At 38.3% G+C, this 24,368-nt stretch carries 18 protein-coding genes; 15 read left to right on the top strand and 3 right to left on the bottom strand.

Annotated features, from left to right (window positions below; all coding sequences use genetic code 11):
• Positions 1–154: 154 nt before the first annotated feature.
• Positions 155–3,370: a carbamoyl-phosphate synthase (glutamine-hydrolyzing) large subunit gene (carB, locus tag QVC79_RS10890; RefSeq protein WP_270594752.1), complete on the bottom strand. Its 3,216-nt coding sequence runs from the start codon at positions 3,368–3,370 to the stop codon at positions 155–157.
• Between the two features lie 29 nt (positions 3,371–3,399).
• Positions 3,400–4,482 (bottom strand): glutamine-hydrolyzing carbamoyl-phosphate synthase small subunit, encoded by a 1,083-nt coding sequence (gene carA / locus QVC79_RS10885; protein WP_270594655.1) that lies wholly within the window; start codon positions 4,480–4,482, stop codon positions 3,400–3,402.
• 364 nt (positions 4,483–4,846) lie between these two features.
• On the opposite strand from carA, the gene QVC79_RS10880 reads away from it, so the two are divergent.
• The 14 genes from QVC79_RS10880 to uvrC all read left to right on the top strand — a co-directional run bounded on the left by QVC79_RS10880 (position 4,847) and on the right by uvrC (position 19,901).
• Positions 4,847–5,326 (top strand): arginine repressor, encoded by a 480-nt coding sequence (locus QVC79_RS10880; RefSeq protein ID WP_124318395.1) that lies wholly within the window; start codon positions 4,847–4,849, stop codon positions 5,324–5,326.
• Positions 5,327–5,410: 84 nt separating this feature from the next.
• The gene (panC, locus tag QVC79_RS10875; protein WP_270594656.1) at positions 5,411–6,250 is read left to right on the top strand and encodes a pantoate--beta-alanine ligase; all 840 of its coding nucleotides are present in this window, start codon (positions 5,411–5,413) and stop codon (positions 6,248–6,250) included.
• A gap of 12 nt (positions 6,251–6,262) precedes the next feature.
• A complete protein-coding gene (gene panD, locus QVC79_RS10870; protein ID WP_117721181.1) occupies positions 6,263–6,613 on the top strand; it encodes an aspartate 1-decarboxylase in 351 nt (116 codons plus the stop codon).
• 1 nt (position 6,614) lies between these two features.
• Positions 6,615–7,112, top strand: a complete 498-nt coding sequence (gene rfaE2 / locus QVC79_RS10865; RefSeq protein WP_270594659.1) for a D-glycero-beta-D-manno-heptose 1-phosphate adenylyltransferase — start codon at positions 6,615–6,617, stop codon at positions 7,110–7,112.
• Positions 7,113–7,678: 566 nt separating this feature from the next.
• Positions 7,679–9,160, top strand: a complete 1,482-nt coding sequence (locus QVC79_RS10860) for a lipopolysaccharide biosynthesis protein (protein ID WP_087419268.1) — start codon at positions 7,679–7,681, stop codon at positions 9,158–9,160.
• 63 nt (positions 9,161–9,223) lie between these two features.
• Positions 9,224–9,658 (top strand): dUTP diphosphatase, encoded by a 435-nt coding sequence (dut, locus tag QVC79_RS10855; RefSeq protein ID WP_087419267.1) that lies wholly within the window; start codon positions 9,224–9,226, stop codon positions 9,656–9,658.
• A 10-nt stretch (positions 9,659–9,668) separates the two neighbouring features.
• Entirely contained in the window at positions 9,669–11,405 is a 1,737-nt protein-coding gene (locus QVC79_RS10850; protein ID WP_270594660.1) for a tetratricopeptide repeat protein, read from the top strand.
• Positions 11,395–12,249 (top strand): lipoprotein insertase outer membrane protein LolB1, encoded by an 855-nt coding sequence (lolB1, locus tag QVC79_RS10845; protein ID WP_124317994.1) that lies wholly within the window; start codon positions 11,395–11,397, stop codon positions 12,247–12,249. Before QVC79_RS10850 ends, lolB1 begins: the two co-directional genes overlap by 11 nt.
• Position 12,250: 1 nt before the next feature.
• The gene (locus QVC79_RS10840) at positions 12,251–13,441 is read left to right on the top strand and encodes a murein hydrolase activator EnvC family protein (RefSeq protein WP_270594661.1); all 1,191 of its coding nucleotides are present in this window, start codon (positions 12,251–12,253) and stop codon (positions 13,439–13,441) included.
• A gap of 191 nt (positions 13,442–13,632) precedes the next feature.
• On the top strand, positions 13,633–14,031 hold the full coding sequence (locus tag QVC79_RS10835; protein WP_270594662.1) for an ATP-binding protein: 399 nt from the start codon (positions 13,633–13,635) through the stop codon (positions 14,029–14,031).
• 7 nt (positions 14,032–14,038) lie between these two features.
• Positions 14,039–14,467, top strand: coding sequence for an rRNA maturation RNase YbeY (gene ybeY, locus QVC79_RS10830; RefSeq protein WP_124318316.1), 429 nt, complete (start codon positions 14,039–14,041; stop codon positions 14,465–14,467).
• 2 nt (positions 14,468–14,469) lie between these two features.
• The gene (gene mnmG / locus QVC79_RS10825) at positions 14,470–16,353 is read left to right on the top strand and encodes a tRNA uridine-5-carboxymethylaminomethyl(34) synthesis enzyme MnmG (protein WP_270594665.1); all 1,884 of its coding nucleotides are present in this window, start codon (positions 14,470–14,472) and stop codon (positions 16,351–16,353) included.
• Between the two features lie 113 nt (positions 16,354–16,466).
• Positions 16,467–18,083 carry an adenine deaminase gene (gene ade / locus QVC79_RS10820; RefSeq protein WP_270594666.1) on the top strand — a complete coding sequence of 539 codons (1,617 nt, stop codon included), beginning with the start codon at positions 16,467–16,469 and terminating at the stop codon, positions 18,081–18,083.
• Positions 18,084–18,086: 3 nt separating this feature from the next.
• Positions 18,087–19,901 (top strand): excinuclease ABC subunit UvrC, encoded by a 1,815-nt coding sequence (gene uvrC, locus QVC79_RS10815; RefSeq protein ID WP_270594668.1) that lies wholly within the window; start codon positions 18,087–18,089, stop codon positions 19,899–19,901.
• On the opposite strand, the gene QVC79_RS10810 is transcribed toward uvrC, so the two are convergent.
• Positions 19,902–20,993 (bottom strand): bifunctional 3-deoxy-7-phosphoheptulonate synthase/chorismate mutase type II, encoded by a 1,092-nt coding sequence (locus tag QVC79_RS10810; RefSeq protein WP_270594670.1) that lies wholly within the window; start codon positions 20,991–20,993, stop codon positions 19,902–19,904.
• 651 nt (positions 20,994–21,644) lie between these two features.
• On the opposite strand from QVC79_RS10810, the gene polA reads away from it, so the two are divergent.
• Entirely contained in the window at positions 21,645–24,347 is a 2,703-nt protein-coding gene (gene polA, locus QVC79_RS10805; protein WP_333562710.1) for a DNA polymerase I, read from the top strand.
• Positions 24,348–24,368: the final 21 nt, after the last annotated feature.

The following is a 24,368-nucleotide window of genomic DNA, read 5'->3' as shown; positions in this document are numbered from 1 at the left end:
AAAAATTATTATCATCCCGTAAAACTGCAAGATGTATCTTGCAGTTTTATTAAATTATTGCTGGTTACATCCTGCAAAATATAAAAAAGGGGCTGTCCAAAAAAATGAACAGCCCCTTTCAACTTTTATCTTTTAGTTTTTATCTTTTACCTTTCTAGTATTCGTCCCAACTCTTAATCGCGATCTCGGAAGGATCTACCTTACAAATAGCATAGATGAAGGCACTCGCCAAACGGGCATTCGTGATCAACGGAATGTTGTAATCCACGGCTGCACGTCGGATTTTATAGCCATTATCCAGCTCTCGTTTCGTGTGATTTTTCGGGATATTGATTACCAAGTCTATCCTTCGATCATGCAAGTATTCCATAATATTCGGCTCCTTATCTTCATCCGGCCAATAAAGAATTTGAGTATCAATTCCATTCTCCTTAAAGAATTTAGCCGTTCCTGCCGTACTGTAAATATTATACCCTTTTTCAATCAACATCCGGGTAGAATTCAGTAACTCCACCTTGGAACGAGTCGGACCGGAAGAGATCAGTATATTTTTCTTCGGAATACGATGCCCAACAGAAAGCATACTTTTCAATATTGCCTCGTAGTAATTCTCACCGATACACCCCACCTCTCCCGTGGATGCCATATCCACTCCCAACACGGGATCGGCCTTTAAAAGCCGGGCAAAAGAGAATTGTGAGGCTTTCACTCCCACGTAATCCAGATCGAATACCGATTTATTCAAGGATTCAACCTTCTCTCCCAACATGATCCGGGTAGCCATATCGATAAAGTTATATTTCAATACTTTCGACACGAAGGGGAAACTTCTCGATGCCCGCAAATTACACTCGATGACCTTTATATCATTATCCTTCGCCAAAAACTGCATGTTAAACGGACCGGATATGTTCAGTTCTTTAGCAATGGAACGGGCAATCTTTTTGATTCGACGGATTGTCTCCACGTAAAGTTTCTGTGCCGGGAAAACGATAGTCGCATCACCGGAATGTACTCCGGCAAATTCAACATGTTCACTGATAGCGTAAGCCTTTACCTCTCCTTCCTGTGCCACGGCGTCAATCTCGACCTCTTTCGCCTGTTCGATAAACTCGGATACCACGACAGGATGATCTTTCGATACCTCTGCTGCTAACTCCAAGAAATGTAACAACTCATCCTTATTCGACACCACGTTCATAGCGGCCCCGGATAGCACGTAAGAAGGACGAATCAACACGGGGAAACCCACTTTATCCACGAAATGATAAATGTCCTCTATACTCGTTAATTCGCTCCACCGGGGCTGATCAATACCCAACTCGTCACACATGGTAGAGAATTTCTGACGATCTTCTGCCCGGTCGATAGATTCGGGAGAAGTTCCCAAAATCTTCACGTGTTGACCATGCAATCGCATAGCCAAGTTATTCGGAATCTGGCCACCCGTGGAAACAATCACGCCTTTCGGTTCTTCCAATTCGATAATATCCATCACCCGTTCGAATGACAACTCGTCGAAATAGAGACGATCACAGGTGTCATAATCCGTGCTGACCGTCTCCGGGTTATAGTTAATCATCACCGAACGATAGCCGGCTTTCCGGATTGTATTCAAAGCACTCACACCACACCAATCAAATTCCACGCTACTACCGATACGATAAGCTCCCGACCCCAACACGATCACGGAACGCCAGTCATGCTCGTATTTCACGTCATTTTCGGACCCGTTGTAGGTGACATACAAGTAATTTGTCATTGCCGGATATTCACCCGCCAGCGTGTCAATCTGTTTCACACAGGGTAATACTCCCAATTTCTTCCGGTAATCCCGAACCTTCAACATTTTCTCGTGGTGAGACAACGAGGTATTCTTCACGGTCAATCGCCCGATCTGAAAATCAGAGAAACCGTATTGTTTTGCCTTTCGCAACAGACCTTCACGAATATCCGTTTCCTTATCAAGTTTGCTTAACTCTTCTTTTAGCAAGTGAATGTTTTCCAAACGTTGTAAAAACCAATGATCGATTTTCGTCAATTCATGAATTTTCTCCACGTTATATCCCTTGTCGAAAGCCCCGGCAATGGCAAATATCCGAGAATCTGTCGGGTTCACTAACTCTTCATCAATATCTTTCGCTTTCAACACGTTACCGACAAAACCATGCATTCCCTGCCCGATCATCCGGATTCCTTTTTGAATTGCCTCTTCGAAAGATCGTCCAATAGCCATGATTTCTCCCACGCTTTTCATGGAAGAACCGATCACTTTGGAAACTCCCTCGAATTTATTCAAATCCCAGCGAGGTATTTTACAAACCACGTAATCCAATGCCGACTCGAAACATGCCGTGGTGACTTTGGTTACCGAGTTTTTGATCTCTTGTAACCCGTATCCCATACCCAATTTCGCGGCAACAAAAGCCAAAGGGTACCCGGTTGCCTTGGATGCCAATGCACTGGAGCGTGAAAGACGAGCGTTTACCTCGATTACCCGATAATCTTCCGAATTCGGATCAAGGGCATACTGCACGTTACATTCACCCACGATGCCTATATGCCGGATTATTTTTATAGCTATCGATCTCAATTTGTGGTATTCGCTATTACTTAAAGTCTGTGATGGAGCAACTACTATACTCTCTCCGGTATGAATTCCCAGCGGATCGAAGTTTTCCATGTTACAGACCGTGATACAATTATCATATTTATCACGTACCACTTCGTATTCTACTTCTTTCCATCCCTTCAAAGATTCTTCCACTAAAACCTGAGGAGAATAAGAAAAGGCACTGGCAGCCAAACGTTCCAACTCTTCTTTATTCGAACAAAAACCGGAACCCAATCCCCCCAGCGTGTAAGCTGCCCGGATAATCACCGGAAAACCTAATTTATCCACCGCGGCAAACGCCTCTTCCATGTTACTGGCAGCAATACTTTTCGGTGTTTTCACGTTAATTTCTGCCAATTTCCCGGCAAAGATTTCCCGGTCTTCGGTATCTATGATGGCTTGTACAGGCGTTCCGAGTACTTGCACGTTATACTTTTCTAAAACACCCGATTTATAAAGAGCCACTCCGCAATTCAATGCAGTTTGTCCCCCGAAAGAGAGAAGAATACCATCCGGACGTTCCTTCTCGATCACCTGTTCCACGAATTCCGGTGTCACGGGTAAATAGTATATCTTGTCAGCCACCCCTTCCGATGTTTGTACCGTGGCTATATTCGGATTTATCAACACGCTGTAAATACCTTCTTCCCGAAGTGCTTTCAAAGCCTGTGATCCGGAATAATCAAACTCTCCGGCCTCTCCTATTTTCAACGCTCCCGATCCCAGAAGCAATACCTTTGCTATACCCATTCTTATTTTAGTGTTATCATTAACATTCCTTTCAATTATTTCTTCAATGTTTTCATTGCAGCAATGAAATTGTCAAAAAGAAACTCCGTGTCCACGGGGCCACTTGATGCCTCCGGATGGAATTGAGCCGAGAAAAAAGGTTTTTTCTTGTGCTGAATTCCCTCGTTTGTACCGTCATTTACGTTCACGAACAACGGTTCCCAGTCAGCGGGAAGTGTTGTCTCATCTATCGCAAACCCATGATTCTGGGAAGTAATATAACAACGGGTTCCACCGGGGTTCATGACCGGTTGATTGTGACTTCTATGTCCATATTTTAATTTATAGGTAGAGGCCCCGGCAGCCCTTGCCATGAGTTGATTTCCCAGACAAATACCCATGATAGGAGTATTTCCTTTCAATGCTTTCCGTATATGCTCTATCGTTTCCTCACAACGAGAGGGGTCTCCCGGCCCGTTAGAAAGAAAAATACCATCGAATTTTTCCCTCGTGAAATCATAATTCCACGGAACTCGTTTCACCGTAACATCCCGTTTTAACAAGCATCGCAATATATTATTTTTTACCCCGCAATCCACCAGAACCACTTTATATTTCCCGTTTCCGTATTCCATGATCTTTTTCGTGGAAACCTCGGCAACGATGTTATCTTTATTCGGATCATAATAGGGTATGTCTTCATTGTCAAACAGTATTTTACCCAACATTGCTCCATGATCCCTTAACTTTTGAGTCAATGCCCGGGTATCTATACCAAAAAGCCCCGGAATCTGTTGTTCTTTTAACCAATCTCCGAGACTTTTTTGTGAATTCCAATGACTATACCGGGAAGAGTAATCCGAAATAACCAAAGCTTTACAATGAATCTTATCCGACTCGAAGAACTTGGATATTCCGTCTCGCTCGTCATCGACCGGAACCCCGTAATTTCCGATCATGGGATAAGTCGGAACCAGAATTTGCCCCTTATAAGAAGGGTCTGTTAAGCTCTCCGGATACCCGGTCATTGCCGTATAAAAAACAACTTCCCCGGACACCGATTTCTCGTAACCAAAGGAAGTTCCCTCATAAACTGTCCCGTCTTCTAAAACGAGACGGGCTTTCTTTAATTCATGCATATTTATTCAATCAATCAACTATAAATTAAATTTTATGCAAAAATATGGCGAATGTATGAATTTACAAAGCATATTTATGAAAATAAATATTTTTTAGATTACGAGGACATCAACACACCGTATTCTAAAACTTATCAAACCATTATACTCCCCAGATAAGTACATAAAGACAAGATAAAGCCGACTTAAAGCCGAGACAAAGATGACAGGCATCGACTTTATTCCCATCATACCACTTCCAAATGCCTCGCATCCGCGTAATATACCCTGTTATTAAGGTTGTAATACCCTTTCTTTATTTTATATCCTCGTATTGAATATAAAACAAATTTCCCTAACTTTGTGAGGCGTAATATAAACACCTATGAGAAATAAAACGAAACGCCTGTTGGCCATTCGAAAGCTTATTGAGAACGAACAGATCTGCTCGCAGGAAGAACTATTGTTCAGACTGAAAGAGCTAAACGTGGAAGCAACGCAAAGTACATTATCACGCGATCTTAAATTCATGAGAGTAGCTAAAATACCTCATAAAGATAAAGGTTACATATATATTATCCCGGACAGTATTCAGAATGAACAAGCCGATGAAAAAGCCTCCGCCATCGTGACGGATTCTATTTCAAGCATTGATTTTTCAGGAAATATTGCCGTGATGAAAACTCTTCCCGGATATGCGAAAGCCGTGACCGTTCTGATTGATAATGAAAATTATTTTGAGGTACTGGGAACTATCGGTGGTGACGATACAGTTCTTATTGTCATGCGGGAAGGCGTTACCCATAACGAGTTGCTGGATGCTCTCTCGTCTATACACGCTAATATTCATTCACTATTTAAATAATCATTTTGAATTTTCAACTTTCAATTTTGCATTATATCGAAAATAGTTTGTAAACTTGCACCCCGTATTTTCAAGAATATAAGCATGAATATTATAACTAAGAAAACGGAATTAAGCACCGTTATCGAGAAGTTGAAAAGTGAAGGGAAAACGGTGGGTTTAGTACCAACGATGGGTGCACTTCATGAAGGTCACATATCCCTCGTGAAAGCATGTAAAAAAGGAAATGATATTGCCGTGGTCAGCGTGTTCGTGAACCCGACGCAGTTTAATGATAAAGAAGATCTGAAACGTTATCCCCGTACTTTGGACAAAGATGTCACTTTATTGGAAAAGAACGGATGTGATTACGTGTTCGCTCCCAGCGTGGAAGAGATGTACCCGGAAGAAGATACCCGTGTATTTGACTTCGGATACGTGGAAAGCGTCATGGAAGGAGCAAGACGTCCGGGACATTTTAACGGCGTGGGACAAATTGTAAGCAAGTTATTTGACATCGTGCGACCACACCGGGCATATTTCGGGATGAAGGATTTCCAACAAATTGCGGTAATCAAAAACATGGTGAAACAATTACATTATGATTTGGAAATTGTTCCATGCCCTATCATCCGGGAAACAGACGGACTAGCCATGAGTTCTAGAAATACTTTATTGGAACCGGAATACAGGAAAAATGCCCCGCATATTCACAAAGTACTCGAAGAGGCTACTCATTTAACTTCTCAAATGAACGTGGAAGAATTAAAAAAATGGGTAGTAGATGAAATCAATAAAAACCCTTATCTGGAAACTGAATATTTTGAAATCGTGGATGACACGGAATTAAAACCTATTCAGGACTGGAACGAAAACAATGTAAAAGTTGGATGTATAGCGGTTTATGCCGGTAAAATCCGATTAATTGATAATATTGTATTTTAAACTAACACGAAGATGTTTATAGAAGTAGTAAAATCTAAACTTCATAAGGTTACCGTTACTGATGCTAACCTTCAGTACGTGGGCAGTATCACTATTGATGAAGCTCTGTTAGAGGCAGCTAACATGATCGAAAATGAAAAAGTTCAGATCGTGAATATTAACAATGGTGAAAGATTCGATACCTATATCATCAAAGGAGAACGCGATTCGGGTATTATTTGCCTAAATGGCCCGGCAGCACGTAAATGTGCCGTGGGTGACGTGATCATTATTATTTCATATGCTTCAATGGATTTTGAAGAGGCTAAATCACACAAACCTACATTGGTTTTCCCGGACACCGCAACAAATAAACTTATTTGACATGATCATGGATTATTTACCACTTATCGAGAAAAAAATCGCACACACGGCGAAAGAGGCTGAAAATATATTGAGTCTGTGGAGATTCAAAGATGACAAGATCGTTTTCACAAACGGTTGTTTTGATATTCTCCATAAAGGACATATAGAATATCTAGCCAAAGCGGCCTCTCTGGGAACTAAATTAGTGATTGGATTGAACACGGATGATTCTGTAAAACGGTTAAAAGGTGATTCCAGACCCGTAAACGACGAGAATGCCCGGGCATTATTATTAGCTTCCCTCACATTCGTTGATAAAGTGATATTTTTCAATACAGATACACCCCGTGATCTGATTGATTTCGTTCAACCGGACGTGTTAGTAAAAGGAGGAGACTATAAACCTGAAGAGATTGTAGGTTACGATATAGTAAAGGCCAAAGGGGGAGAAGTGATTACTATTGATTTTATCGAAGGATATTCAACTACCGCTACAATCGAAAAGATGAACAAATAATCGTGTATTTCTCTTATAGGAAGTAACACGTTCTGTCATAAAAAATTGGAAATAGAATATAATGAATTTCTATTTCCAATTTTTTTTATATTCTACCTGTTAGTAACTGTTAGTATCTCGTGTATTGATGGTGGAATAAAAAAGAACTAAAAAGAATAACTTTATTTTGATTTCTCAATTTCGAATTCAAGTAATAATAGAATTAAAAAATGCAAGAATAGTTATTCAAATTATTCCAATTCCTTTCTACAAAATACTAACATCAATTCACGGGAATTTCATCGAATACTTTTCCAAAGCCTGTTTTACTAACAATTGTGGATAACTCAAAAATAAATCTCATTATCAATGATTAATAAAATTATAACCTGTGAATAACTCTTCACTCCATAAATAATAACGATTAAAACAAAAGAATCGCTTATTTTTTATACCAAAAACTCACAGCCTATCATAATACTCATATTTCTTTTTAAAAAAAATAAAAGATAATATATATATGATATTGTTGTTGGGAACTTGTTACTTTTGTCTGTTGAATCATATTTGATAAAGACAAAGTTATTATGAATCCTTTAAAGAAACTAATGGGGGAAACTGTGATTTATGGTTTCTCGACAATACTCGGACGGTTTATAAATTGGTTGCTGGTTCCACTATATACTAGGGTACTTTCTCCGGTTGATAATGGTATATTCACGAATTTGATGGGGTATGTTGCTTTGTTAGTTGTGTTGTTGACTTATGGTACGGAAACAGGGTTCTTCCGCTTTGCAACTAAAGACAATAAAGACCGGGTGTTTTCGACTTTGTTGACCTCTTTACTCTTTACTTCGACTTTGTTTTTATTACTCTGTTTTTCGTTTCTCCCGCAAATTGTTAGTTTTCTTGAGGTGGGGAATCATCCGATTTACTTCGTTTTATTGATTGTAACGATCGCAATTGATGTGGTGAGTACTTTGCCTTTCGCTCTATTGAGAATGGAAGGGAAAGCCCTTCGTTTCGGGGTTATTAAATTCGTGAATATACTCATTAACGTGGGGTTGAACTTGTTTTTCTATTTGCTCTGTCCGTTTTTGGAGAAGAAAGGGATTTCTGTTCCTTTCTATCAAGCTGATGGTGGGGTAGTTTATATTTTCATTTCCTATTTGGTTTCTTCTGTTTGCACGTTGGTAATGTTGTTTCCTTATATTTTCCGGTTCAAATTTGTTTTCTCGTTCTCTTTGCTGAAAGATATTTTGAAATATTCATACCCGATCTTGATCGTGAGTGTTGCCGGGATGATTAATTTACAGGGAGATAAGATTTTGATGCCTAAAATTTTAGGAGATGGGGAAGAGGCTTTGGCTATAACCGGGATATACGGGGCAAGTTATAAATTGGCTTTAGTGATGTATATTTTCACGCAAGGTTTCCGTTTCGCTTTCGAACCTTTCTTTTTCAATTACGCCAAGCATAACGATTCGAAGAAAATATATCAGGATGTATTGCTCTATTTTACCGGATTCGGTTTAATGATCTTTTTAGGGGTTATGTACTTTTTGGATGTATTAAAATATTTCTTGGGATCAGAATATTTCAGCGGGTTGACGATATTACCTTGGGTATTGATGGCTAATTTGTTCCAAGGAATTTACTATTCGTTGTCATTGTGGTATAAATTGACGGATAAAACGATATACGGGGCTTACATGGCGATTATCGGTTGCGTGATCACGATAGGAGGAAACGTGATTTTCTTGCCGAAAATAGGTTTTATGGCTTCTGCCTATTCCGTTTTCACGTGTTTTTTGGTTATGACGATTTTATCCTTTATCCTAGGAAGACATTTTTACAAGATCAATTATGATATACCTAAGATTATTTTCTATTTTGCGATTTGTTTATTGTTCTATTTTGTCGGTGGATATATAAAATTTGACAATAACTTGGTAACTTGTTTGGCTCGTTTACCGTTATTCGTACTCTTCGTATATATTTTTATAAAAAAAGAGATGAGTTTTTTGCTGACAAAAGATTTTATGTACAAGTTAATTCATAAAAAATAGCTATCTTAGCGCAATTTATGGGAGTAGTTAAAAATGTGATTAACATCCAAAGTTACAGAGAGAATGAAGATTAAAATAGTGAATAAATCGAAGCATCCGCTTCCGGAATACAAGACAAAATCATCTGCCGGTTTAGATATACGGGCTAATATTGATGAACCTATCATGTTGAAATCGTTGGAAAGGAAACTTGTTCCGACGGGTTTGTTTATCGAATTACCTGATGGCTACGAGGCTCAGATGCGACCAAGGAGTGGATTGGCTTTAAACGAAGGAATTACTTTACTGAATACCCCGGGAACGATTGACGCTGATTATAGAGGGGAAATCGGAGTTATTTTAGTGAATTTGTCTCATGAAGTAACACAGATTAATGACGGGGACAGAATTTGCCAGATGGTGATTAATAAGGTTGAACAGGCTGAATTAATTGAAGTGGAGGAATTGGGCGAGACGGAGAGAGGGAGAGGAGGTTTCGGTCACACGGGTAAACAATAAATCATTTATAATGACTAAACTAGGTCGATTATTATTTGTTTTTTTATTGCTTTTGTGTACTACTCAGCTTTTTGCTGATAAAAAGAAAGTGGTAGAACCTACTTTAGAAGGTGAGGCTAAAGTACAGTTCGATTATGCTTTCATGGAAGGGGTACGTTGTAAGGTTTTAGGTGACTTGAAATCTGCTATTGCCTATTTCGATCAGTGTATGAAAATTTATAACAAAAGTGCTGCGGTACGTTATGAATTATCCAGTATATTGGTATTAGGAGAGGATTATACGTTGCCTTTACAACTGATGCGGGAGGCCGTGGAATTGGAGCCGACAAATATTTGGTATAATTTGTTGTTGGCTAATATTTTGCAGAGAAAATCAATGATTGAAGAGGCGTGTAAGGTATATGATAAATTGATATTATTACATCCCGAGAGAGAGGATTTTTACATCGTGGAGACTGATTTGTATTCTTCTGTTGAGAAGTGGGATAAGGCTATAAACGTGTTGGACCGTTACGAGAAACAGTTTGGAATAAGTGAGCCGGCTATTATTGAAAAGGCTAAATTATATTCCAAGATGGATGATGTAAAGAATGCTTCGGCGGAAATCATGAAGTTGGTGAAAAAATATCCTGAAAAAACAGATTATTTGGGTTTATTAGCCGAACTGTATTTGTCACATGATCAAGAGAAGAAAGGTCTTCAGTTATTGAATAAAATCGTAAAAAATGATCCGGATAATGGTTTTGTGCGGCTTTATCTAGCTGATTATTATCGTACAAAGAATGATACTTTAAACACGGAAAAATATATTCGTTCGGCCTTATTGAATGATAAGGTTGAAAATGGATTGAAGGTTCAATATTTGCTGAAGTTATTAGTTAACCAAAACGATGCGAATATTTCTTTGGATCATATCTATTCCTACGTGCAATTATTGTTAGAGAAATATCCTGAAGATATAGCCGTTAGGACTTTGAATGCTGATTTTCTGAAACGGTATAATAAACTGGAGGAATGTAAGGGTGAACTGGAATTTCTTATTTCTAAGGAAAAGAATAATTATTTGGTTTGGGAAGAGTTGTTGATGTTATATAATCAATTGGAAGACACGGCTGCCATGTATCGTGGAGGGTTGGAATGTTTGAAATATTTCCCGAATGAGCCGTTACCCTACGTGATGGTCAGTTTGCCTTTACTGATTCGGAAAGATTTAGAGCGAGCAAAGGGATATTTGGAACAAGGACTTGCCTTGTCTCCGGATAATTCTCCTATTAAGGCTCAGTTTTTTGCCTATCTTGGTGAGGTATATTATAAACAGGATCGTGTTGAACAGGCTTTTGCCATGTTTGACAGTACTTTGTTGATAAATCCGGGTGATATAATGACATTAAATAATTACAGCTATTATCTTTCATTACGAAATGAGCATTTGGATAAAGCTGAAAAAATGATTTCAACGGCATTGAGTGCTGATCCGAATAATTCGACTTTTTTGGATACTTATGCATGGGTTTTGTTTAAAAGTAAAAATTATTCTTTGGCTAAATTTTATATGCGTTCAGCTATTGAGAACGAGAAGAACCCAAGTGGAGTTTTATACGAACACTATGGAGATATTTTATTCATGAACGGAGAAAAGGAGGAGGCTGTGAAAATGTGGCAGAAAGCATTGGAATTTAGAGATGAAGAATGTGGTGATTTAAAATATAAGATAGAGAATGGTTTACCGGTAGATCATGAGAAGTAGTTGTGTTTTATTATTGATTTTATTATGTTTCGTGTCGTGTAGATCCGTAAAGGAGATTACGGAAAGTCGTAGAGATTTACCGAATATTACCGAAGGAAAATTGTTTAAAAATATTATTTCTAACGAGTTAGATTATAATACGATATACGCAAAAAAAGTTGATTTATCTTTGAAAGATAACAAGAATTCCCATAGTCTTAAAGCTATTTTAAGAATACAAAGAGATAGTTTTATATGGGTTTCAGTTAGTGCCTCTTTAGGAGTTGATGTGGCTAGACTACTATTAACCCCGGACAGCGTGAAATTTATCAGCCCTAGAGAGAAAAAATATTTTGTTTCTGATTATAGTTATTTCGCAGAACGTTTTGACGTGGGTTTGACATTTGATTGTTTTCAACGGATACTGACAAATCAATTCTTTGATTTTGAATCTTGTACCACGGAGGCTGTACGGGGAAAGCGTTATAAATTTGATAAGTCGGGTAACGATTATGTATTGTATAGTTTGGAAGAGAAAGCATTGGGGAGAAAATTGAAGAAATTATACAAGAAGAGGAGAAAGAATAAAGAATTTTCTTTAGTGTTACAGAAAATACATATTGATCCGGATTGTTTCAGACCTAATGCTGTTTCTATCGAGGATTTGGAAGAGGGTGTCGGAATGAGCGTGAAATACAAGTATATAAAGGATTTTGGTGGGAAATTGTTTCCCGGAAAAATAACTTTTAATGTATTTTCGGATAATGATAATTGGGAAGTTATATTGAATTTTGACCGGTTGGAATTTGACGTGGAAGTGTCACCTAATTTTAAAATACCTAGTAAGTATAAAAGAATGTATTAGCATGGATATTTGTCGTAACATATTAATCGTGATTTTCTTGTTTTCTTTCACTTTTTCTTACTCGCAGTCGATTGACGCGATTAAAAAGAAAAATGAAAAGACGGAGAAGGAAATTGCGTATTTGAATAAGTTACTGGAAAATGCCCGTAAAGATAAATCTTCCACTATACAGAAAGTATCGATCATCAACCAAAAAATCAGTAAGGGAAAAGAGATGATTCAATCTCTCACGAACGAGGTGAATTACCTTGATGGTCAGATTAAAAAGAATGAGTCTGTTAAATCTGGTTTGGAATCCGATAAACAACGGATGCTGGAATTCTATTCTAAGATGGTGTACGAGACTTGGAAGAAGAGGAATGAATCGGATAAATTAATTTATATATTTTCTTCTTCGAGTTTTGCCCAGGCTTATGCCCGGTATAAATATTTTGAACAGGTTCAGGATTATTCCAAGCGGCAGATTCAGTTAATTGAACAGACAAACGATTCATTGACCGCCATTAATAAAGAATTGAGTAAATTGATGACTCTGAAAAGTGAAACACAGTCTAAAATTACCTCTCAAAATAATCAATTGATCCGGGAACAAAATGAGGCGAACACGTATATAGCGGATTTGAAGAAAAAGGAAAAAGAACTTCTACGAAAGCTGAATATTGAGATTAAGAACAGAGAACGTTTTAAAAAAGAATTGGAGAAACTCATTGCTGCTCAGGCTAAAAAGTCGGGGAGTAAAAATTCTACATATAAATTAACACCAGAAGAGAAACTTATTTCCGACGATTTCGCTAAAAATAGAGGAAAGTTACCTTGGCCTGTTGAACAGGGATTTGTGTCGGAGAAATTCGGGGTGAATGTACACCCTGTTTTTAAACAGGTGAAGTTAAATAATGCAGGAATTACTATTACGACATCCCGGAATGCTGATGTTAGAGCGGTATTTAAGGGTGTGGTGACGGAAATAATGTTTATCCCGGGGGATAATAACGTTGTGATTGTGCGGCATGGAAATTATCTGACGGTGTATTCGAACTTGGTGGAGATATTTATTAAGAAGGGGGACACCGTCAATGTGAAACAAAAAATTGGCAAGCTGGCTGTGAGTAGTGGTAATAACAGTACGTTAAATTTTCAAGTTTGGAGAGATAAAGACAATTTAGATCCACAATTATGGTTAACGCCTTGGTAGAGTAGGAGTATGTTTGAAAGATTAATAATATACTTTATTGGTGGTTGGTATTTAAAAATATTTTACTTACATTCGCTAGACGGTAGATAGTGAGAATACTGCTTTTTATAGCTGCGGAATATGAGTAAAATGGTGAGTAAAAAAGGCTTGGTTATGATTGCGATGATCGTTATTAATTATTTGAAATTGCGATGGACAAATTAGAGTTTTCGATTGCCTCTGAAATTGGTAATATCGTTAAAGTTGAGAACTTTATCGATTATTTCTCGGATGTTTATAATGTCGAACCGGATGTGTTCGGCAAGATAAGTTTGTGTGTTATTGAAGCTGTTAATAATGCAATTCTTTACGGAAATAAACTGGATTCTTCAAAGCATGTTAAGTTTTTGGTTTATGAAGAAGAAAAGCGTTTATTCGTGGCCGTGAAAGACGAGGGAGAAGGTTTTGATTATTCTTATATCCCGGACCCTACTTTACCGGATAATATAGAAAAAGATGCAGGACGTGGTCTTTACCTGATGAAAACGCTTTCTGATGATTTGATTTTTGAAGATGGTGGATCAAAGGTGACCATGGTTTTCAATTTATAATATATAGATGAGTGAACTTCTTTTTTTTAATGAGGAATGTGATATTCCTTCTTTTTTTAATGAAGAGAGAGTGAAACAATGGCTACAAGCTGTTGCTGATGATTATTCGTTTCAATTAGGAACGATCTCTTTTATTTTTTGTAATGATGATTATATCCTAGATGTAAACAGGAAATATTTGAATCATGATTATTACACCGACGTTATTACTTTTGACTACTCCGAGAGAAAAATATTGTCAGGTGATGTTTTTATCAGTCTTGATACAGTTCAATCCAATGCTTTAGAATTCAATACAACTTATGAAGATGAATTACATAGGGTTGTCGTACACTCTGTACTTCATTTAATAGGTTTTAAAGATAAATCAGATGCTGACGCGAAAGAGATGCGTCAAAATGAAAATCATTGCTTAGAATTGCTTAAAATGATATAATTATGTCACAATTACTGCCCGTATATGATGTTATTGTAGTAGGGGCCGGACACGCTGGTTGTGAGGCAGCTTGTGCTGCAGCTAATTTAGGATCAAAGACACTACTTATTACGTTGGATATGAATAAGATAGCGCAAATGTCTTGTAATCCGGCTATGGGTGGTATTGCTAAAGGTCAGATTGTTAGAGAGATAGACGCTTTAGGTGGTGGATCTGGCATTGTAACAGATAAAAGTACAATCCAATTTCGTATGCTGAACCTGTCTAAGGGACCTGCTATGTGGAGTCCAAGGGCTCAGTGTGATCGAATGATTTTTTCTGCCGAATGGAGAGATAGGGTAGAGCATACTGATAATCTGGATTTGTGGCAGGATGACGTGATCGAACTTCTTTTGGATAAAGGGCAGGTTACCGGGGTCAAAACTAGATTAGGGATTTCTTTTAGTTCCCGTCGAGTGATTTTGACTAATGGTACCTTTTTAAACGGTCTGATGCATATCGGACGGGTTAGCTTTCCCGGTGGTCGAATTTCAGAACCGGCTACTTATGGTTTATCCGATCAGTTGAAAGAATATGGTTTTGCAGTCGGGCGGATGAAAACGGGTACTCCGGTTCGTATAGATGGTCGAAGTATTGATTTTTCTAAATTAACCCGTCAAGATGGAGATAATGATTTCCATAAATTCTCTTTTCTGAGTTTCGCGTATACGAATTCACTTGAGAAGAGACCTTGCTATATTGCCTATACGAATAAAGTCGTACATGATATTTTACGGGAAGGATTTGATGATAGTCCTTTATTTAATGGTACGATAAAAAGTATAGGTCCTCGTTATTGTCCGAGTATAGAAACTAAATTAGATACTTTTTCAGATCGAGATAGTCATCATTTGTTTTTGGAGCCGGAAGGGGAGAAGACAACCGAATATTATTTGAATGGATTTTCTTCTTCTTTACCTTGGGATATTCAATTGCGGGCATTGAGAAATGTGGAGGGTTTTGAGAATGTAAAAATTTTCAGACCGGGTTATGCTATTGAGTATGATTTTTTCCAACCTACTCAATTGTATCCGACTTTAGAAACAAAATTAATCAAGGGACTTTATTTTGCCGGACAAATAAACGGGACTACCGGATATGAGGAGGCAGCGGCTCAAGGATTGATGGCCGGAATAAATGCCCATCTTTCACTTCATGAAAATAGAGATTTCGTACTGAATCGAGATCAGGCTTACATTGGGGTACTGATTGATGATTTAGTTACAAAAGGGGTAGATGAACCTTACCGTATGTTTACTTCTCGTGCGGAATATAGAATTTTATTGAGGCAGGATGATGCGGATGCCCGGTTGACTCCTTTAGGATATTCTCTAGGTCTTGTGAAAGAAGATCGTTTTGCTGTGTTTGAAGATAAAATTTTGAAACGTGATCGGTTGATGGATTTTGTTACTAATTTTAGTATTTCACCCGAAGAAATTAATCCGACTTTAGAAAGTTTAGAATCTTCGCCTATCCGCCAAAAAATAAAATTGATTGATATTATTTCGAGACCACAGGTAACCATTCCTAAAATTGTAGATTCAATTCCTTCTTTAAAAGAATTTATTTTTGATAATAATTTGCGGGAAGAAATCATAGAGGCTGCCGAAGTTTTAATTAAATATTCGGGATATATCGAGAGAGAAAAATTAATTGCTGATAAGTTGAATCGGTTAGAAAATTTAGTTATTGCGAATAAATTTAATTATATGGAGATAACTTCTCTCTCTTATGAAGCTCGTCAAAAATTGACAAAGATTAATCCGAAAACTATTGGACAGGCATCACGTATTACAGGAGTATCACCTTCTGACATCAATGTTTTATTGATTTTATTGGGAAGATAAAAGAAATGTTTCACGTGGAACATTGAAAATAGTGCGAAGGGTACTATTGAATAAATTCGGGTAAAAAGGTATATTTGTAGGGTAAAAATTACAAACAAAAACCGAGGTATAAAATGGAAATTATTGAAGGGAATTTAATTGATGTAGAAAACAGGGAATTTTATCCTTGCGCTATATCTATATCTGAAGGAAAGATCATAAATATAGAAAGGAATTCTAATTCGTATGATCAATATATTTCGCCGGGATTTATAGATGCGCATGTCCATGTGGAAAGTTCCATGTTAATGCCTGTCGAGTTTTCCAAATTAGTAATTCCGAATGGAACAGTGGGAGTGGTTGCCGATCCGCATGAAATTGCCAATGTTTTAGGGGTAGAAGGGGTCGAATTGATGGTGAATAATGGAGAAAAGGCACCTTTAAAATTCTTTTGGGGTATTCCTTCATGTGTTCCCGCAACTTCATTCGATAAACCGGGGTCCATTTTATCTATAGAAGATACGGATAAATTAGCAAAAACCGGAAAGTTTACGATGCTTTCTGAAGTCATGAATGTACTTGGGGTTATAAATAATGACCCGGATGTCATTGGAAAAATAGAAATAGCCAAAAAATACCGATTAAAAATAGATGGTCATGCACCGGAACTCGTGGGTGATCTATTGAGTTCATATATTGCTCATGGTATAGAAACCGATCATGAATCTTCGACCCTAGAAGAGGCAGAAGAGAAAATTTCGAAAGGAATGCACATTATGATCAGGGAGGGAAGTGCTGCTAAAAACTATGATGCGTTAAAATCATTGATTGCTACACGTACGGATAGCGTCATGTTTTGCACGGATGATTCACATGCTGACGACTTATTAAATGAAGGTCATATTAATAAAATTGTCAAAAAAGCATTGGCTGATGGCTTTGGTATTTTTGATATTTTGCAGATTGCATGTCTTAATCCGGTACGTTTTTATAATCTAAATATAGGAACTTTGCATGTTGGGGATAGTGCGGATTTCATTATTCTGGATGATATAGAATCTTTGAATATACGTTCTACTTATATTCGTGGGGAGGTAGTCTATGGTGAAAACTGTTATAAAAATAATCCGGTTTGTGATGTACCTTTATTAAATAAGTTTCATCATGATGAAATAAGTTTATCTGATCTCCATACTAATGTTTTTGGAGATGTTACCTGTATTCAAGTAAAACCTGATAGTCTTTTGACAGACCGTAAAACCCTTCATTTCGATGAAAAGATAGAAAATTTTCAATCGGATTTAGATAAAGATGTTTTGAAAATAGTTTATTTAAATCGTTACTTTAATTCTAAACCGCAGGTCGGTTTTATTTCGGGTATCGGTTTAAAGCGGGGAGCTTTTGCTTCTTCTATATCACATGACTCGCATAATATTATTGCGGTGGGTTGTACCGATCAAGATTTAATGCTTGCTATAAATGAATTGATAAAGGAAAAAGGTGGCTTAACCGTGAATGAAGAGGGCAAATTACACTCTTTACCCCTTCCTATCGGTGGTATTATAAGTGATAAAAGTGGGAGAGAAGTGGCAGATCGCTACATGAAATTAAATGAAATGCTTTTAAAAATGGGAACACCGCTAAAGTCTCCTTTTATGACACTTTCATTTATGGCATTAATTGTTATACCTACTTTAAAAATAGGAGAAAAAGGTATATTTGATTTTGAGAAGTTTGATTTTGTGAAATAGTATATGACAGAAGATGAATTTGGATTGAAAGAGAAAGTCAGTAAATTACCTACGACTCCCGGCGTGTATCAATTCTTTGATGCAAATGGAGTAATTATATATATAGGTAAGGCTAAGAATCTGAAAAACAGAGTTTCATCTTATTTTGTAAAGACAAATCAGACATCTAAAACAATGGTCTTGGTCCGTAAAATACGGGATTTGAAGTACATTGTAGTTAATACAGAGGAAGATGCGCTATTACTAGAGAATAATTTGATCAAAAAATACAAACCCCGGTATAATATTCTGTTGAAAGATGATAAAACGTACCCTTGGATTTGTATTACAAAAGAGGCTTTTCCACGAGTTTTTACTACTCGGAAATTTATCCGGAACGGATCAGAATATTTTGGGCCTTATACTTCGGCTAAATATGCTAACACCTTGATTTCCTTGATAAAATCGCTGTATAAATTGAGAACTTGTAATTTATCTCTCAATAAATCAGCTATTTATAGTGGAAAGTATAAAGTATGTCTGGAATATCATATCGGAAATTGTATGGGGCCTTGTGTCGGATACGTGCAGGAAGAGGAATACATGGAATATATTGCACAGATCCGGAATATTTTGAAAGGAAATATTTCTTCCGTGATTGATTTTATGACTCGAAAAATGAAGGAATATACTATTTCCCTTCAATTCGAAAAGGCACAGGAAATGAAGGAGGCCATAGAAGCATTGAAAACTCATCAAACAAAATCCACGATAGTAAGTACTTCGATAAACGATATAGATGTATTTTCTTACTTGGAAGATGAAAAATATGCCTATGTGAATTACTTGAGAATTGTTCATGGAGCTGTGAATCAAGTGCATACTATTGAATTAGAGAAAAAATTGGATGAATCGAAGGAGTCTTTGTTTTCTTTTGCCATTTTTGAGATCCGCCAGTTGGTAAATAGTCGCTCTAGGGAGGTTCTAGTACCTTTCTACCCGGATGTATTGATGGAAGGAATGAACTATGCTATCCCGCAAAGAGGGGAGAAAAAACAGCTATTGGAGTTATCCGAACGGAACGTGAAATTCTTTAAAATGGATCGGGAACGTCAACGGGGATTACGTCGGCAGGATAGTAAATTAGATTTACTAAATACGATAAAAAATGATTTGAAATTGCCTCGATTACCTCACCGGATGGAATGTTTCGATAACTCTAATATACAGGGAACCAATCCTGTAGCCTCTTGTGTTGTTTTTATAGACGGTAAACCGGCAAAGCGAGAATACAGACGTTTCCACGTGAAAACTGTTATTGGGGCAAATGATTTTGCCTCGATGGAAGAGATATTGTACCGTCGCTATCACCGGGTACTTGAAGAGGGTGGGGAGTTGCCTGATTTGATTGTGGTGGATGGTGGAAAAGGACAATTAAGTTCAGCCGTGGCCACATTGCGTAAATTAGATTTGTTGGAAAGAGTGCCTATTATCGGTTTGGCCAAGCAAATGGAAGAAATATATTATCCCGGAGATAAAGATCCTTATTTGTTGGCGAAAACTTCCGTGGCTTTAAAGACATTAATGCACATCCGGGACGAGGCTCACCGTTTTGGTATCACTTTTCATCGTAAATTGCGAGAGAAAAAACAGACAATTAGTGTATTAAGTGAAATTAAAGGTATAGGTGAGAAAACAGAAGTATCTTTATTACAATATTTTAAATCTGTAAATGCTATAAAAGAGGCATCTCGTGAAGAGTTAGCAAAAGCCATAGGCCCGGCTAAAGGAAATGTCGTGTATGATTATTTTCATTTAAATGATGCAGATGATAAATAATTATTCGTTCATAATATCCGTTTGACGATCGATAGAGGCTTGGTGAATGGCTTTGAACACGCGTTCCACGAGTTCTTCACTCAAATTATTCTTGCGGGCCTCTTCAAGGACACGGGTAAGGATTTTTTCCCAGCGATCCGGTTGGAGAATAGTAATATTATTTTGTTTTTTATACGTTCCGATCTCTTCAATAATTTTCATCCGGTTGGTAAGGACTTCCATGATCGTGTTATCCAGAGTATCTATTTTTTCCCGGAGTTCTTCGATGATTAAGGTATTATTTGAGTTGTTAGGATGTTCTTCCCGGATGATCAGATGGGCGAGAATTTGATTTAATTGATCGGGAGTAATTTGTTGTAAAGCATCACTTAATGCACAATCCGGATTCACGTGAGACTCGATGATTAGCCCGTCGAATCCTAGGTCCATTGCTTTCTGGGATATTTCTTGGATATACTCTCTATGACCACTGATGTGGCTGGGATCACAGAAAAGCGGTAGATTCTTGATGCGTCGCTTTAATTCAATCGGTATTTGCCATTGAGGCATATTACGATAGCGAGTGCTATTATAGGACGAGAATCCGCGATGAATAGCTCCTAATTTTGTAATACCGCATAAATAGAGACGTTCAAAAGCACCGATCCATAGTTCTATGTCCGGGTTTACCGGATTCTTGACGAGAACCGGAATATCAACTCCTTTTAAAGATTCCGCAATTTCCTGAACAGCAAACGGGTTTGCCGTAGAACGGGCGCCAATCCATACCATATCCATCCCGTATTTCAGTGCAGCCTCCACGTGATGGGCATTGGCGACTTCCGTGGAAATTTTCATTCCCAATTCCTTTTGGATATTTTGTAACCAAGGCAATCCTTTTACTCCGACTCCTTCAAAACAATTCGGACGGGTTCTAGGTTTCCATATTCCGGCTCGTAAAACTTCTATTCCATTGTTTTTCAGTTGAGTTGCCGTGTTAAAAAGTTGCTCTTCACTCTCAGCACTGCAAGGACCCGCTATCATTAACGGACGTTCTTGACGGGTGAACAGATTCCATTCGGAATAGGATTGTATTTCTAATGGCTTGGTCATTTTAACTACAAAATTAGAATTCAAAGATATTCTTTTCTTTTCTAAAAATGGAGCTATCCCTTTACTTTTTGGATAGCTCCCGGCGGATGATGTATTTCAACAAAACGTTCCGTGTTTGAAATTGAATTTGGATACTTTTTTAGTGGAAGTCTTTTTACGTGCTTGTTTTGAAACTGATACATGACTTTGCGTGTTCTTGTTTCCTTTCTGAAGATTTGATTTCTGTGTTTTCATGATTTTTAGATTTTAAGTAAGACTAAAAAACCCGGCTGGGATCAGCCGGGTTGAATGAATATAATACGTGTTACTTACATTTTTACAGGTAATACAAGGTCATCCCAGCTGTTGTTGAGGTAATAATAATAGTAGTAATAATAACGACCTGTATGTGAAAAAATAGTATTCATGTCTATGGTTTTAAATAAAAAAAGACCCCGAAATTCGGGGCCTGTATATTTTATATGATCACAATATTCCCCTTTACTTTTCCGGAAAGTAATAATAGAAATAGTAATATGAGGTGTACATCATGTTCATTTTCTTTTCATTGTTCGGGACAAATATAGGTATTCTGAAATATAAAACAAATAAGTAAGCGGAAAAGTTAGGAGAAAAAGTCTAACTTTGTGTGGATTAATTTGAAAAGGAAAGATGATGACTAACGAGGAGAAAAAATTGTACTTGCTGGATGCTTACGCGTTGATTTACCGTTCATATTACGCGTTTATCAATAATCCCCGGATCACGACAACGGGAATAAATACATCGGCCACTTTCGGTTTTTTTAATTTTTTACTGGAATTGCTTGAATTGGAAAAACCGACTCATCTGGCAGTAGTTTTTGACCCAGAAGGTCCTACTTTCCGTCATGAAATGTACCCGCCCTACAAGGCCCAGCGTCCCCCGATGCCGGAGGACCTGAGAAAGTCGGTTCCTTATATTAAAAGTATTATTGAAGGATTAGGCATTAAATCAATTGTTGTCAGCGGGTTCGAGGCGGACGACGTGATCGGAACGCTGGCTAAGCGGGGAGAGAAAGAAGGGTTTCAGGTATATATGATCACGCCGGATAAAGATTACGCCCAGTTGGTCAGCGAACGAGTGTTCATGTATAAACCGGGGCGTGCCGGAAATAAGTCTGAAGTGTGGGGTATTCCGGAAGTATTGGATCATTTCGGGATCGAGCGGGTGGAACAGGTGATCGATATTCTTGGTTTGATGGGTGACACGGCGGATAACGTGCCGGGATGTGATGGTGTCGGACCGAAAAGTGCTGCCACATTGATTTATAAATATGGAAGTATAGAAGGGGTATATCAACATATAGATGAGCTGAAAGGCAAACAAAAAGAGCGCTTGTTGTGTTGTCAGGATACTGTCTTTTTATCAAAGGAACTGGTGACTATCAACACGGAAGTACCCACAGAAGTGAATGCTGAAGATTTGGCATTGGGTGAGATTCAAGACGATGTGTTAAAGCCGATCTTCAATGAATTGGAGCTTTTCTCTCTGGCAAAGCGAGTGTTCATGATAGAACACGAGGAAAATTTGGTAGAGACCATTCACCCGGAAGAAGTTGATTACCGGAAAATCACTACTGTGGCGGAACGGGATGAATTACTTCAGAAGTTGAAGGAGGCCCCGGAATACGTGCTGAACGTGATCTTTGGAGATGGCACGATTTACAACTCTTATCCGGACTATCTCTGTTTTTCAACAGCCGTTAATACTGCCTGTTATCTGCGGTTACCTTCAGTAAAGGATAAGGCCGAGGACGTGATTCGTTTATTTAAACCTATTCTTGAAGATCAGAACAAAGTTTTGATCTCGAATGACGTGAAGGACGATATTATTTGGTTAAGAAGAGCCGGGGTAGAGATTCTAAATAAAATATTTGATGTCAAGATTGCACATTACGTTCTACAACCGGATAGTTCCCACGAACTGGAACGTGTTGCTTTGGAAATGCTGAATTATCGCTTGATAAAAGGAGATAATACCGAGAATCCTCAATTATCCTTATTTCCCGATGAAGGAGCCAAGAAAGACAAGGATTTTGCCGAACGTACGGATATATTATTCCGCTTGAAAGGAAAGTTGGAAGAGGCTTTACAGGAAGTCGGACTTTATAAGTTGTACGAAGAAATTGAAATGCCTTTGGTATCTGTTTTGGCTGATATGGAGTACGAGGGTGTGTCCATTGATAAGGTGGCACTGGATGAGCTATCCGAGAATTTGAAAATAAGAATCGCGGAGACAGAGAAAATTATATATGAAATGGCCGGTAAAGAATTCAATATTAGCTCTCCCAAGCAGTTGGGCGAGATATTATTCGACCAGATGAATATTGATCCCGGCAACAAGAAAACCAAAACAGGCCAATACAGTACTTCCGAACAGGTGTTGTCAAAATTAGAAGATGCTCACCCGATTGTAGGACATATACTTAATTACCGAGGATTAAAGAAATTGTTGACCACGTATGCGGAGGCTTTACCCACGTATATTGATCCGGCAACCGGAAAGATTCACACGCATTTTAACCAAGCGGAGGCGGCAACCGGAAGATTGAGTAGCTTGAATCCGAACTTGCAAAATATACCTATCCGGACAGCCGAAGGTCGGAACATTCGGAAAGCTTTTATCACGGGAGATCCGGATTATGGGTTCTTCTCGGCCGACTATTCACAGGTAGAGTTAAGATTGATGGCACATTTAAGTGGTACGCCGGAGCTGATCAATGCTTTCCTGAAAGGGGAAGACGTCCATGCTGCAACGGCATCTAAAATTTATCATGTGCCTTTGGACGAGGTGACCCCGGAGATGAGACGACGGGCGAAAACGGCTAATTTCGGGATTATTTACGGTATTTCGGCTTGGGGATTGGCGGAACGGCTGAAAATTTCCCGGAAAGAGGGTAAGGAACTGATTGAAGGCTATTTTGCCCTTTATCCCGGAGTGAAACGTTACATGGAAGAATCCGTGGAGAAAGCCCGGAAAAAAGGGTACGTGGAGACGATCATGGGCCGCCGTCGTTATCTGAGAGATATAAATTCCCGGAATGCGGTTGTACGGGGTGTTGCCGAGCGGAACGCGGTGAACGCTCCTATACAGGGATCGGCAGCCGATATTATTAAGAAAGCGATGATATGTATTCATCAGAAATTAAAAGAACGGGGATTACGTTCCAAGATGATTTTGCAGGTGCATGACGAGTTGAATTTCAAATGTCATCACGAGGAAATCGAGGAATTGAAGAATCTTGTGGTGGATTGCATGGAACACGTTGTGAGCTTAGCGGTGCCTTTAACCGTGGGTACGGGCTACGGGAAAAGCTGGTACGAGGCACATTAATGTTAGAATATAAAGATGTTG

This window comes from Butyricimonas sp. (assembly GCF_019423355.1).
In the GTDB taxonomy this organism is placed as follows: domain Bacteria; phylum Bacteroidota; class Bacteroidia; order Bacteroidales; family Marinifilaceae; genus Butyricimonas; species Butyricimonas faecihominis.
The sequence above is the reverse complement of the archived record's forward strand: the minus strand, read 5'-3'. Positions and strand labels throughout refer to the sequence as shown.

Excerpts from the sequence above, each read along its gene's own strand:
- carA (WP_270594655.1), bottom strand. The coding sequence starts at position 4,482 with ATGCATGAATTAAAGAAAGCCCGTCTCGTTTTAGAAGACGGGACAGTT.
- QVC79_RS10880 (WP_124318395.1), top strand. The coding sequence starts at position 4,847 with ATGAGAAATAAAACGAAACGCCTGTTGGCCATTCGAAAGCTTATTGAG.
- panC (WP_270594656.1), top strand. The coding sequence starts at position 5,411 with ATGAATATTATAACTAAGAAAACGGAATTAAGCACCGTTATCGAGAAG.
- panD (WP_117721181.1), top strand. The coding sequence starts at position 6,263 with ATGTTTATAGAAGTAGTAAAATCTAAACTTCATAAGGTTACCGTTACT.
- rfaE2 (WP_270594659.1), top strand. The coding sequence starts at position 6,615 with ATGATCATGGATTATTTACCACTTATCGAGAAAAAAATCGCACACACG.
- QVC79_RS10860 (WP_087419268.1), top strand. The coding sequence starts at position 7,679 with ATGAATCCTTTAAAGAAACTAATGGGGGAAACTGTGATTTATGGTTTC.
- dut (WP_087419267.1), top strand. The coding sequence starts at position 9,224 with ATGAAGATTAAAATAGTGAATAAATCGAAGCATCCGCTTCCGGAATAC.
- QVC79_RS10850 (WP_270594660.1), top strand. The coding sequence starts at position 9,669 with ATGACTAAACTAGGTCGATTATTATTTGTTTTTTTATTGCTTTTGTGT.
- lolB1 (WP_124317994.1), top strand. The coding sequence starts at position 11,395 with ATGAGAAGTAGTTGTGTTTTATTATTGATTTTATTATGTTTCGTGTCG.
- QVC79_RS10840 (WP_270594661.1), top strand. The coding sequence starts at position 12,251 with ATGGATATTTGTCGTAACATATTAATCGTGATTTTCTTGTTTTCTTTC.
- QVC79_RS10835 (WP_270594662.1), top strand. The coding sequence starts at position 13,633 with ATGGACAAATTAGAGTTTTCGATTGCCTCTGAAATTGGTAATATCGTT.
- ybeY (WP_124318316.1), top strand. The coding sequence starts at position 14,039 with ATGAGTGAACTTCTTTTTTTTAATGAGGAATGTGATATTCCTTCTTTT.
- mnmG (WP_270594665.1), top strand. The coding sequence starts at position 14,470 with ATGTCACAATTACTGCCCGTATATGATGTTATTGTAGTAGGGGCCGGA.
- ade (WP_270594666.1), top strand. The coding sequence starts at position 16,467 with ATGGAAATTATTGAAGGGAATTTAATTGATGTAGAAAACAGGGAATTT.
- uvrC (WP_270594668.1), top strand. The coding sequence starts at position 18,087 with ATGACAGAAGATGAATTTGGATTGAAAGAGAAAGTCAGTAAATTACCT.
- QVC79_RS10810 (WP_270594670.1), bottom strand. The coding sequence starts at position 20,993 with ATGACCAAGCCATTAGAAATACAATCCTATTCCGAATGGAATCTGTTC.
- polA (WP_333562710.1), top strand. The coding sequence starts at position 21,645 with ATGATGACTAACGAGGAGAAAAAATTGTACTTGCTGGATGCTTACGCG.